The following is a 12,850-nucleotide window of genomic DNA, read 5'->3' on the forward strand; positions in this document are numbered from 1 at the left end:
CCTTTGATCTGTATAGAGTCACCACCGGCTTCTTGTCTTTGCAAGAAGTCATAATGCAAGCCATCAGGCAGGACTCTTACTAATTCATCAAAATTACGAACGATAATAGGTCTATTGCCCTGCAGCTCCTGAATAGCGTTGAGCCGCTCCAGCAGACGCTCACGCTGGCGCTTCAGATCTTCAATCTCCTTAATTCTTTCATCAAGCTTAGATATATTGGTCTTCAAGAAACCATTGCGGGTATTTTGCCGATCCATCTGCACGTCGTAGTAGTAGCCCATCATCAGTACAAGAGCGGCCGCACATATGGCAGAAGCAATCAGATTTGTAATGAAATCTTTTTGCCTGGCTGCCGCACGCTCCTCCCGCCATGGTCGTAAATTAATTTTTGCCATCACTATTCCCTATTGATCAAATGATCTAAGTGCCAGCCCACAGGCCTTCACCAATGCGGGTGTATCTTTCACTAATCTTTCTTTGTTTACTTTCACACCAATATCCATTTGCTCAAACGGATTAGCGATGCTCACAGGAATACCTAATTCTTCACCGATAATATCAACCAAGCCATCAATAGAAGCGACGCCACCACATAAATAAATTTTGGTTAATTGATGTTGCACACCGGATGAATAAAAGAACTGTAATGCACGAGAAACTTGCTGAGATACGGTTAAACGGAAAGGCTGAATGACGGTTTCTTGTACTTCCTCGCTAATCTCGCCCAGCCTCAACGCCTGCTCTACCTCGTCAATGGCCATGCCATACTGATGATGGATGTTGGTGGTAAGATCATTACCCCCAAAAGACTGTTCTCGATTATAAATTATTTTATGATCACGCATCACATTGAGCGTCAGCGTCGCCGCCCCAACGTCGATTATGGCAACCATCTCATCGCTTTTAAGATTGTCATTCAGCAACATGGGGAAAACACGCTCTATCGCATAGGTATCAACATCGACAACCTCACACTTAAGGCCTGCTGCATTTATTGCATCTTCGCGCTGATCCACATCATCACGCCGACAAGCCACCAGCAATAGATCATTCAATTCCGGACGACTACGTGACTCGCCCAGAATTTCAAAATCAAGGGCCACCTCGTCGAGGGGATAGGGAATAAATTGATCAGCTTCAACTTTCACCTGATCTTCCAGTTCAACTTCAGAAAAGGCACTGCTGAGCTCCATCCGCTTAATAATAACGGCAGATGAAGGAACGGCGGCAATCGCATTACCTTGTTTGATACCACAGATTTTGATAGCACGCCCAATCGCTTCTGTTACTGCCTGAACCTCCTGGAGATTACCATCTACAACCGCCGTCGGAGGCAGTGATACGACTGCATAAGCATCCAGTCCGATCAGACTCCCGTGCCTGGACAAGACAACCAACTTAACCGACGACGAACCTATATCTACACCGACCCAGCTGGCCGTTTTCTTCCCGAAAAAGCTGACCACTTAATTTTTCCTTTGAATATATAAATTTAGCTTCTACCTAATGACTTTAGACACAAAATCGAAAAAATTAAACTCTAATTCAGCTAGAGAGGGTATATTAGCGCCGATATGATGTATTTTATTGATTAAAAACTTCCACAGGGTCAGTATGCGCGTGCTTAAATCGCTTTTCCGCTTCTTTATAATTCTTCTGTTTGTCGGCCTTATATTAGGGGCAATTGCGGCAATAGGCCTTTACCAACACTTTGCGCCGACGCTCCCTGATGTGGAAACCTTGCGTGATATTAAGTTGCAAACTCCGCTTAAAGTTTTATCCGCTGATGGCAAACTAATAGCAGAGTTTGGTGAGAAAAAGCGCATCCCTATCACATACGAAAAGATCCCTGAAAGATTTGTTCACGCACTCCAATCAGCAGAAGACAGCCGATTTTTTGAACACTATGGCATCGATCCACTCGGCCTATCGCGTGCGGCATTTGAACTCGTGTCAACCGGAAAAATACAGAGCGGCGGCTCCACCATTACGATGCAGGTTGCCAAAAACTTTTTCCTGACAAGAGAACGCACCTTTGAACGTAAATTCAGCGAGATTCTCTTAGCATTAAAAATAGAACAATCCCTTTCCAAAGAAGAAATATTTGAGCTATATGTCAACAAGATATATCTGGGACATCGCTCCTACGGCATTCAATCTGCATCAAATGTATATTACGGTAAAAATATTGATGAACTGACATTAGCTCAACTGGCCATGATTGCCGGACTTCCCAAAGCCCCGTCCGCTTTCAACCCCATTACCAATCCTGACCGAGCCATTGAACGTAGAAACTGGATTCTGGGACGTATGCACAGCCTGTCCTTCATCACCAAAGATGAGCTCGACACCGCGTTGCTTGCTCCTGTTACTGCGGCATACCATAGTACCGAAATAGAGCTATACGCCCCCTATATCGCCGAGATGGTCAGGGGCGAGTTATACGACCAGTACGGTGAAGAGTTATACACTGACGGATTTAGTGTCTATACAACACTCGATAGTAACATGCAGACAGCTGCCAATGTGGCGGTACGTGACGGCCTGATCAATTACGTCAAACGGCATGGCTACCAGGGCGCCGAAAAACAGCATGCAATCCAAGGCCTTTCAGCCATGGAAGTAACATCGCTACTTCAAAACGAAACCGCCTTCGCTCAGCTTGAACCTGCAATCATTGTTAGTGTGGAAGAAAAAAGTGCCACCGCGCAGCGAAAAAACGGAGAACTGATTACACTGCCATGGGAAGGTTTACGCTGGGCAAAAGCCTTCAAAACCGTTAACTACTATGGTGCCATGCCGAAAAAAGCCAGCGATGTTGTAACAGCGGGGGACCTGGTGCGAATCCTCGACACAGGTGAGTTCTGGGAACTCAGTCAAATCCCACAAGTTCAGGGTGCTTTGATCGCCATGACACCGCAAACAGGCGCTATTCGCTCACTCGTGGGCGGATTCAGCTTCACGCACAACAAGTTCAACCGCGCCATTCAGGCACACCGCCAGCCTGGTTCTAATATCAAACCCTTTATTTACGCGGCCGCCATGGAAAATGGATTTACGCCCGCCTCCATCATTAATGACGCGCCTATCGTATTACAAGACAAAGGCCTTGATGGCAATTGGCGCCCGGAAAACTCCAGCAGAGAGTTCTCAGGCCCCACCCGACTGAGAGTCGGCTTGTACAAATCCCGCAACCTGGTCTCTATTCGCCTGCTACGCTCGCTGGGTTTCGAAAAAGGGATCGAGTATTTATCGCGATTTGGTTTTGACCCTGAAAGACTACCGGCTAATTTATCACTGGCTCTGGGCAGCGCTGATGTCACACCACTCGAACTGGTAACCGGCTATGCGGCGCTTGCCAATGGCGGCTACAAAATCACACCTTACTTCATTGAACGCATTAACGACCAATATGGCGAAACTATTTTTGCTACTAAAACCCCCGTTGTCTGTCCCGATTGCTCCACAAATAATGACAATACAGAGCAAAGCATCGCACAGCGCATCATGGACCAACGCACCAACTTTTTACTGTATAGCATCATGCAGGATGTTATCCGTCGCGGCACAGGAACAAAAGCAAAAGCGCTAAACAGAAACGACCTGGCAGGCAAAACCGGCACAACCAATGAGCAAAAAGACGCCTGGTTCACAGGCTTTAACAGCAAACTGGTTACCACGTCCTGGGTTGGTTTCGACCAGCCAGCACCGTTGGGACGTTCAGAATTTGGCGGCACAGCGGCCCTACCCATCTGGATCGATTTCATGAGAGCCGCCCTGGCAGATACACCCGAGTCTCCACTACCGACTCCCGATGGCATTGTTCAGGTTCGCATCGACCCCAATACAGGCATGCGCGCAAGCCGGAATCAAAGTAATGCTATTTTTGAATACTTTAAGGCTGAAGATACACCGCGCAGCGGCGCCTCCGAAAGAGGACAAGGTAGTGGAAAATCTACTGAAGAGATTTTTTAGAAGCCTTGCTCAGAACCGTGCGCGCATAAAAAAACCGGCAATGCCGGTTTTTTTATGCTGGAGAAACGAAGCGAGATATTACTTCATATCAGCCAGGGTTGTCAGCGGATAGTGAGCAGGTAGTGGCAAGCGAGCAACACCAGTATCAATCGCTGCCTGAGCAACAGCCATAGACAACGCACCGAACAAACGTGTATCCGTTGGCTTTGGAATGATGTACTCAGGACCAAATTCCAGAGACTCCAGACCGTATGCATCCAAAACATCCTGAGGAACAGGCTCTTTAGCTAGTTTAACCAAGGCATACACAGCCGCTTCTTTCATCTCTTCATTGATAGCAGATGCACGTACATCCAGTGCCCCACGGAAGATGAACGGGAAGCCCAACACGTTGTTCACCTGGTTAGGATAGTCAGAACGACCTGTTGCCATAATCACATCATTACGCGCCGCATGAGCAACCGCTGGTGCAATTTCAGGATCCGGATTTGCACAAGCAAACACAACCGGCGTAGCTGCCATTTTTTTCAACTGATCAGCTGATAGCAGGTTTGGCCCCGATAGACCAACAAATACGTCAGCGCCATCAATAGCATCGTCCAACGTCCGTTTATCTGTTTCAGTAGCAAAAATTGCTTTCTCTGGTGTTAAATCTTCACGACCGGAATGAATGACACCCTTACGGTCAAGCATGTAGATGTTTTCAACTTTAGCACCCAGGTTGATCAACAGCTTCATGCACGCAGATGCAGCCGCACCAGCACCCAAAGTAACAATGACAGCTTCTTCAAGTTTTTTACCGGCAATTTCCAGCGCACTGATCATGCCTGCAGCCGTAACAATAGCAGTACCGTGCTGATCATCGTGGAACACAGGAATATTACAACGCTCAATCAACGCACGCTCAATTTCAAAACACTCAGGTGCTTTAATATCTTCAAGATTAATGCCACCAAACGTTTCGGCTATACGTGCAACGGTGTCGATGAAAGCCTGTGGACTTTCTGCATCTACTTCAATATCAACAGAATCGATGCCGGCAAACTTTTTAAATAACAGCGCCTTTCCTTCCATCACTGGCTTAGAGGCCAATGGACCCAAATCACCCAGCCCAAGAATCGCCGTACCATTTGTAATTACTGCCACTAAATTCCCTTTAGCGGTATATCGATATGCATTGTCAGGATCGCGCGCGATTTCACGGACAGGCTCCGCAACACCCGGGCTATAAGCCAAAGCAAGATCACGAGCCGTTGCTGCTGATGTAGTCAGCTCAACACTGATTTTGCCTGGACGAGGAAATTCATGGTAATCCAGTGCCGCTTGTTTCAGATCTTCAGACATGATTGCTGTTCCAATTTATAACAAATTTTATAACAAAAGATGGACGATCAATCATATAGAAAAGACTGTAACCGAACAACTCCCCCCCCAACTAAGGACGTAATAATCTTAACCCCAGCAGGATATATAATCAGAGTATTTCAACGTTAGCCATATGGTTCAGATAAACCGTAAAGCGGGTGGAAAAAGCATCACGGGTGAATTTTCTAGCCTGAATCCAGCCTCTCACCCGAACTTCTTTACCGGCAAGAGATGGCAAACGAGAGACACCCTTTAGCATGACGACGAGATTATCATCCAGAACGACAGCCTCAGAGGTTTTAAAGTGATACTGACGTGTTACTTTCCCCTGAACCAACGAAAATCCAGTAAGTGTTTTATTGAGATTTTTCGCTCGAATAACGGCAGCGTGCGCCCAAACGCCCACATCCGCGAGGCGCGCCTTCTCCTCTGCGGCAAAGTAACATCCCTGCTTTTGAATATTCGGGGCAATCACCACGGCGTAAGCCAGGCCCTTTTCAAGCAAAGCAATAGCCGGATCTTCTCCCTTAGCATTAACCAGATAACCCAACATGCGACCATAATCATCACGCGCATCCTGCTCTATCTGAAGATAAACATTCTGTTGTAATGATACCCATTGCTGTAAAGACGATTTTGCCTGCTTTGCAACAGAGCGGGACCAGGCAGATCCCTCTTTCAGCTCCGGCGTATTTAAGCCAACCAAACGGACTTTTCGACGATCCGACAATTGCAATGTATCGCCGTCGTAGACATAGCGCACCGAAACCTTCTCTTTTTTAAGGGTCGACTCACACCGCTCAGATGCCTGCAGAGGTGATACAAAAGGTGACATAAAAGATGAAATAACGGACACAAAAAAGGCACTCATAAAGAGTGCCTTTTTCAACAACTGCCTGATCATTCAGCCGCTTTTTTAGTACCGATAGCACCAAAACGCTTGTTAAAGCGATCGATACGGCCACCAGTAGTCGCTTCTTTCTGCTTACCAGTGTAGAAAGGATGGCACTGGCTGCATACATCTACGTGCATATCATGGCACATAGCTGAACGTGTCTTCATTTCGTTACCACAAGAACAAGTGATAGTAACGTCTTCATACTTCGGATGGATGTCCGCTTTCATAGTAAACCTCAGGAGTTGTTTCTGCACCGCCACCTGATCTACATGCCAGGCACCGTACAAATAAAAATAACCGATACCCGACCGGCTAATAATGATTAGGCGGCAGATTATACGGACAGATACCTTATGTCGCAAGCATGTATACCATTTAAACCAACAACAAAAGCACATACACTAAAGCATTCAAAATTCAGTAAAGCGTAAATTCATGATTTTTCTTCGCGTGGCTATTCCCTCTCCACTCAGACGTTATTTTGATTACCTGCCCCCCGACCACGCAGAGATCGGAACATACCAACCAGGCATTCGCGTCAAAGTACCCTTTGGCCGACGTGAACTGGTCGGTTTATTACTCGAAGTCGTCACAGAAACGGATGTCCCTCTCAACAAATTAAAGCCTGTGACTGAAATACTCGATAGCACCCCACTGCAACCACAATATATCCGCGATCTGGCGCTGTGGGCAGCAGATTATTATCAACATCCAATCGGGGATGCGCTACTTCAGTCACTTCCTGTATTCCTGCGCAAAGGCGGCGAAGGCGTGGCTTCGCATACCTATCTATGGCAAGTAATGCCTGACACCTCGGCGGCAAACCTATCTGATAAAGCACATCAGCAGCAAGCCCTATACCAGTTGATTGCCGAGCACCCTCAAGGTATCAGCAAAGAAGCCATACGGGCAGAAGGAGGGCAAACCTCCCTGCTCACCACACTGGAAAACAAAAACCTGATCATCAAATTCAAACAAACTCATAGTCTTCCTGAAGCAGAACACCTCATCAAAGAGGCACCATTACCGTTACACCCTGAACAACAAAACGCGTTGCAGCAGATTACACAGCAAAAAGGCTTCAATACCTTCCTGCTTGACGGCATTACCGGCTCAGGCAAAACTGAAGTTTACCTTCAGGCAATCCATGAAGTGCTGAAGAAAGGCTTGCAGGCACTGATCCTTGTGCCCGAGATAGGTTTGACTCCGCAGACCCTGCAGCGTTTCAAAAGTCGCTTCCGCGTGCCTGTGGTTGCTTTGCACTCGAGCCTGACGGACAAACAACGCTTCGACGCCTGGATGCAAGCAGCTCAGGGCGAAGCACCTATTGTCATTGGCACACGCTCTGCCATTTTCACACCGCTGAAATCGCCAGGTATTATCATTATCGATGAAGAGCACGACAGCTCCTTCAAGCAACAGGAAGGGTTTCGTTATTCAGCCAGAGATCTGGCCGTTGTGCGCGCCCACGCAGAACAAGTACCTATTGTTCTGGGCAGCGCCACCCCGTCACTCGAGTCTTTACATAACTGTGCACAACAACGCTACCAACATCTGACGATTCGCGCGCGTGCGGGTAATGCCAGCGCTCCACAATTCCAGCTAATGGATATCAAGAGACTCTCGCTGAATAACGGCCTCTCTTCTGAACTGATCACACAGATACAACAACACCTGCAACAAGGCACACAAGTGCTGGTTTTCATCAACCGCCGCGGCTTTGCTCCTAGTTTAATATGCCATGACTGCGGCGCACTGGCTGAATGCAAACGCTGCGACGCCCGGATGACACTGCATCAAAAACCAGCGCACTTGCATTGCCACCATTGCGACAGCCAACGCCCCATTCCTGTGTGCTGCGACCAATGCGGTAGTCACGCGCTAAAACCCGTAGGCGCCGGCACAGAGAGAACCGAGCAAACACTGAATAAACTCTTTCCTGACACTCCTATCCTCAGAGTTGACCGCGACAGCACAGCGCGAAAAGGGTCAATGGCAAAAATAATGGATCAGGTACACAAAGGATCGCCCTGCATTCTGGTGGGCACACAAATGCTGGCAAAAGGACACCATTTCCCTAAAGTCACGCTGGTCGCCATTCTGGATGCCGATTCAGGCCTTTTCAGCACCGATTTCAGAGGCATGGAGCGGACCGCCCAAATGATTATACAGGTAGCAGGAAGAGCCGGGCGGGCAGACCACCCGGGCAAAGTCATATTACAAACTCACCACGCAGAACACCCCTTGCTCACTTTACTGGCGACAAAAGGCTATGAAGTTTTTGCTCAGGAGGAGCTTAAACTGCGCCAGCAATATCAACTCCCGCCCTACCAGCATATTGCCATCATCCGGGCAGAAGCTCCCCACTCAGGACGAGCAGAAGGATTTTTGCACTCAATTAAAGAGCAGCAAAGCGCTTTTTTTTCTCAAATACAATGGTCAGGCCCGTTCCCCTCACCCATGGAAAAACGTGCAGGCGTATTTCGTTCACAGCTAATTCTATCCAGCCAATCCCGCCCGTTGCTTCAACACTCGTTAAGCCACCTGTGCCCGGGCATAGAAGATCATCCGCTGGCAAGCAGGATACGCTGGAGCATAGATGTAGACCCTTACGACATGCATTAATTTTTTTTAATTAACACAACATTATTAAAAATCGCACTGATTCAGCGCGAATTGATCCGCCGCCTCAGAATCTCGCAGACTGCCGGACAAAAACCTTAAATCTTCTGTTAGCAAGGGGTTAACTTCCCTTCGCCAACAAGGGATAATAGCCGGTTCGTCCTAAGTCGTTTAATTCTCGAATCATTGGCGCTTAAAAAATACTCAAACCGAACCGGTAGCAACAGGCAAATGAAACAGCATATTGCAGATCTGATCAGTGCAGCACTTAATACACTGAGCGAAAACGGCATCATTGCCGCCGATGTCCAACCTAGTATCATGGTTGAAAACACCCGCGATAAATCCCACGGTGATTTTGCCACGAATATCGCCCTTGCTCTGGCAAAACCGGCACGACGAAACCCTCGGGAATTAGCCCAACTGATCATCGATGCTTTACCCGTTTCTGCTAATCTTGAAAAAACCGAAATTGCCGGCCCCGGGTTTATTAATTTCTTTGTCACTCAGGCATCAACGGCAGCTGTTATCGGCCAGATCATCGAGCAAAAAGAACAATTCGGTCGCGGTTTAGCCAGCAGCGCTGAACGCACCCAGGTTGAATTCGTTTCAGCCAATCCAACAGGCCCTCTACATGTAGGCCATGGTCGTGGAGCTGCATACGGCGCATCTGTTGCCGATCTCCTCGAAGCCGCCGGTGTACCGGTCGAACGCGAGTATTATGTCAATGACGCGGGTCGTCAGATGAATATACTGGCCACCAGTGTCTGGCTGCGCTATCTGGAACAGCTCGGCGTGGCCATTACATTCCCAAGCAATGCCTACAAAGGCGATTATATTCAGGATATCGCTACCTCTGTGTCGAATGCCCATGCTGACACATTCAAACGCACGCTTGATGAGATTATGCTCGACATTCCTGCAGATGAGCCTCAAGGCGGCGATAAAGATGCACATATTGATGCCCTGACTGAAAGAGCACAAGCGCTGCTGACAGCGGAAGGTTATGCCGTTTTCTTCAATGCTGCTCTGGACTCCATCCTGTCCGATATCCGTGATGACCTATCAAGTTTTGGCGTTAGCTATCAGAAGTGGTTTTCTGAACTCAGCCTAACCACTGATGGCGATGTTGAAAGTGCACTCAATACACTTCAGGAAAACGGCTACCTGTTTGAAGAAGAGGGTAACCTCTGGTTCCGTTCCACCGACTTTGGTGATGATAAAGACCGTGTGGTTCGCCGCGCTAATGGCCTGACAACTTATTTCGCGTCAGATATTGCCTACCTGAAAAACAAATTCGAACGGGGTTTTGATAAAGTTCTGTACATCTGGGGCGCAGACCATCACGGCTATATTGCCCGCATGAAAGCCGCCTGCCAGGCCCTTGGTTACGATCCTGAGCGCTTACTGGTGCGTCTGGTACAGTTTGCCATTCTCTACCGCGGCGAAGAGCGGATACAGATGTCCACACGTTCCGGCTCCTTTGTTACGCTGCGCGAACTTCGCGATGAAGTGGGCAAAGATGCCTGTCGTTTCTTCTATGTCTCCCGCAAAGCCGATCAGCATATGGACTTTGACCTGGAGTTAGCCAAAACACAGTCCAAAGACAACCCGATATACTACATTCAGTATGCCCACGCGCGGGTTTGCTCTGTTCATCGCAAACTGGCTGAACACGACTGGACATGGAATCAGGACGCAGGCCTTTCTCACCTGGACAGACTCGATACAGAGTATGAAAAAGACCTGATTACCCGCTTATCCAAATACCCGGAAGTGCTGACGCATGCGGCGGTTAACTATGAGCCACATTTATTAGCCAACTACCTGAAAGAACTGGCAAATGACTTTCACTCATACTACAACGCCAACAAAATGCTGATAGAGGATAGCGATCTTCGCAATGCTCGCATCACACTGAGCGAAGCGACCCGTCAAATCCTCAATAATGGCCTAAGCTTATTGGGTGTTGATTCACCCGAACAGATGTAAGCATATATTCACAACAGGAACACCTATGGCTTCGCGTAAGGATTTTGTACAGCGCTCACGAAAGCAGTCTTCTGCCAGCCCTAACCGGCCGGCAGCAGCCAAGCCTCGGACTAAAGCAACACCGCCACCTAAACGCAAGCCATGGGCACTGGCCCTGTTCAGCCTGGTCGCCCTTGCCGGATTAGTTTTTATACTCAACCAGCTATTGAATGTTGATGCAACACATAGGCCCGGCAACGCCGGGGCATCGAAAAACACCAACCATTCAAACAGCAACGTAAACAAGACCACAGCAGAAAACAAACCAGCGCCAGCAAAACTAACACCGGCAAAGCCATCAGCAGAAAAGAATTCGCCTGCTGTCGCCGGCCAGACAGACAACAGCAAAAAATCTTCAGCTAATCCAGCCTTACCAAAAGTGGTGGATAAGTCGACTGAAGCGCAAGCCGCGGCAAAACAAAGTAAGTATGAGTTTTATGAACTACTCCCCAAAAGCGAGATAAAGCCCGCCACCGTAGAAGAATACAAATCAACACCACGAGATGCCAAACTCGACAAACAATACGCGCTTCAAGCGGGTTCATTTCGCAATGCTGCCGATGCAGAGAAGATGCGCGCACAATTACTTCTTTCAGGCCTGAGCAATGTTCACACCAGCCAGTCAAATGGCGCTAATGGCTTGTGGTACCGGGTTCGTCTCGGCCCCTTTGATAACCGTTCAGCTATGAACAAAGCTCACGATAAACTGGCGCGTATGAATATTAACGCGATGACCATACGTATCGATTAGCCATCAATTTACGCCCTACCCCTTGAAATTCTTCCGTGAGCATCCCATATCAGGAAGTATCCGAACCGCAACAGGGTCAAACTCCCATGACAACAATTGTTTCAGTACGCCGTGGCGATCAAGTCGTCGTTGGTGGCGATGGACAAGTATCTCTTGGCAACACTGTCATGAAAGGTACCGCCAAAAAAGTAAACCTTTTACCTAAACATAACGTCATTACCGGGTTTGCCGGCAGTACAGCAGACGCTATTACACTACGCGACCTTTTTGAACAGCAGCTGGACAAACATCACGGCAACATTGTTAACGCGGTTATTCACCTGGCCCGCGAATGGCGCAGCGATCGGGTTTTACGTCGCTTAGAAGCACTTATGCTGGTCGCCAACGAAGAGAAAACCTACCTTCTTTCCGGTACCGGCGATGTTATAGAACCGGAAGATGGCGTGATTGCTATTGGTTCTGGCGGCAACTATGCATTGGCCGCTGCTAAAGCACTGGTAGCCAATACAGATTTCTCAGCTAAAGAAATTGTTGAAAAAAGCCTCAATATTGCCGCTGATATCTGCGTATTTACCAACCACAATTTAACGATTGAAACGCTGCCAGCAAAAGTCTGAGTCGTTTTCAGGAGTCTTAACATGTCAAACATGACACCCCGTGAAATTGTTCATGAGCTGGATCGCCATATTATTGGCCAGCAAGATGCAAAACGCTCAGTTGCCATTGCGTTGCGAAACCGCTGGCGCAGGATGCAGCTGCCCGAAGATCTGCGCGTAGAAGTCACCCCAAAAAACATCCTGATGATTGGCCCGACCGGTGTCGGTAAAACCGAGATCGCCCGCCGTTTGGCTAAATTAGCCAATGCTCCTTTCATAAAAGTAGAAGCCACCAAATTTACTGAAGTCGGCTATGTGGGCCGCGATGTCGAAACTATCGTACGCGACCTGATCGACATGGCGGTAAAAATGATTCGTGAACAGGAAACTGAAAAAGTCCGTTTCCGCGCAGAAGATGCCGCTGAAGATCGCATTCTGGATGCCTTACTACCGCAAGCACGCCCGACAGACAACACCAATAGTGCTCCGGAATCCAAAACAGATAATGCGACACGCCAGATTTTCCGCAAAAAACTGCGTGAAGGACAGCTTGACGATAAAGAGATCGACATTGACATCGCTCAACCCAAAGCCAATGTTGAAATCATGGCA

At 48.1% G+C, this 12,850-nt stretch carries 11 protein-coding genes; 6 read left to right on the forward strand and 5 right to left on the reverse strand.

Annotation, left to right across the window (positions count from 1 at the left end; translation table 11 throughout):
- Both ABY436_RS15630 and pilM read right to left on the reverse strand, forming a co-directional pair.
- A partial coding sequence (locus ABY436_RS15630; protein WP_372739867.1) for a PilN domain-containing protein occupies positions 1-395 on the reverse strand: 395 nt, incomplete at its 3' end.
- A 9-nt stretch (positions 396-404) separates the two neighbouring features.
- Positions 405-1,466, reverse strand: a complete 1,062-nt coding sequence (gene pilM / locus ABY436_RS15635; RefSeq protein WP_090723730.1) for a type IV pilus assembly protein PilM — start codon at positions 1,464-1,466, stop codon at positions 405-407.
- Between the two features lie 148 nt (positions 1,467-1,614).
- Here pilM and ABY436_RS15640 point away from each other — a divergent pair, with 148 nt between their 5' ends.
- Positions 1,615-3,975, forward strand: a complete 2,361-nt coding sequence (locus ABY436_RS15640) for a penicillin-binding protein 1A (RefSeq protein ID WP_372739868.1) — start codon at positions 1,615-1,617, stop codon at positions 3,973-3,975.
- A gap of 78 nt (positions 3,976-4,053) precedes the next feature.
- Here ABY436_RS15640 and ABY436_RS15645 read toward each other — a convergent pair whose 3' ends face one another.
- The 3 genes from ABY436_RS15645 to rpmE all read right to left on the reverse strand — a co-directional run bounded on the left by ABY436_RS15645 (position 4,054) and on the right by rpmE (position 6,465).
- Positions 4,054-5,319, reverse strand: coding sequence for a malic enzyme-like NAD(P)-binding protein (locus tag ABY436_RS15645; protein WP_372739869.1), 1,266 nt, complete (start codon positions 5,317-5,319; stop codon positions 4,054-4,056).
- Between the two features lie 130 nt (positions 5,320-5,449).
- Positions 5,450-6,211 (reverse strand): thermonuclease family protein, encoded by a 762-nt coding sequence (locus ABY436_RS15650; protein ID WP_372739870.1) that lies wholly within the window; start codon positions 6,209-6,211, stop codon positions 5,450-5,452.
- A 29-nt stretch (positions 6,212-6,240) separates the two neighbouring features.
- On the reverse strand, positions 6,241-6,465 hold the full coding sequence (gene rpmE, locus ABY436_RS15655) for a 50S ribosomal protein L31 (protein ID WP_090724213.1): 225 nt from the start codon (positions 6,463-6,465) through the stop codon (positions 6,241-6,243).
- A gap of 208 nt (positions 6,466-6,673) precedes the next feature.
- On the opposite strand from rpmE, the gene ABY436_RS15660 reads away from it, so the two are divergent.
- The 5 genes from ABY436_RS15660 to ABY436_RS15680 form a co-directional block, all read left to right on the forward strand.
- Positions 6,674-8,863: a primosomal protein N' gene (locus tag ABY436_RS15660; protein WP_372739871.1), complete on the forward strand. Its 2,190-nt coding sequence runs from the start codon at positions 6,674-6,676 to the stop codon at positions 8,861-8,863.
- Between the two features lie 228 nt (positions 8,864-9,091).
- Positions 9,092-10,852, forward strand: a complete 1,761-nt coding sequence (gene argS / locus ABY436_RS15665; RefSeq protein WP_372739872.1) for an arginine--tRNA ligase — start codon at positions 9,092-9,094, stop codon at positions 10,850-10,852.
- Positions 10,853-10,877: 25 nt separating this feature from the next.
- Positions 10,878-11,642 carry an SPOR domain-containing protein gene (locus ABY436_RS15670; RefSeq protein ID WP_372739873.1) on the forward strand — a complete coding sequence of 255 codons (765 nt, stop codon included), beginning with the start codon at positions 10,878-10,880 and terminating at the stop codon, positions 11,640-11,642.
- A gap of 86 nt (positions 11,643-11,728) precedes the next feature.
- The gene (gene hslV, locus ABY436_RS15675; protein ID WP_372739874.1) at positions 11,729-12,259 is read left to right on the forward strand and encodes an ATP-dependent protease subunit HslV; all 531 of its coding nucleotides are present in this window, start codon (positions 11,729-11,731) and stop codon (positions 12,257-12,259) included.
- Between the two features lie 21 nt (positions 12,260-12,280).
- Positions 12,281-12,850 (forward strand): AAA family ATPase (locus tag ABY436_RS15680; protein ID WP_372739875.1); only part of this gene is annotated, 570 nt, incomplete at its 3' end.

Source organism: Neptunomonas sp. (assembly GCF_041601355.1).
In the GTDB taxonomy this organism is placed as follows: Bacteria; Pseudomonadota; Gammaproteobacteria; order Pseudomonadales; family Balneatricaceae; genus Neptunomonas.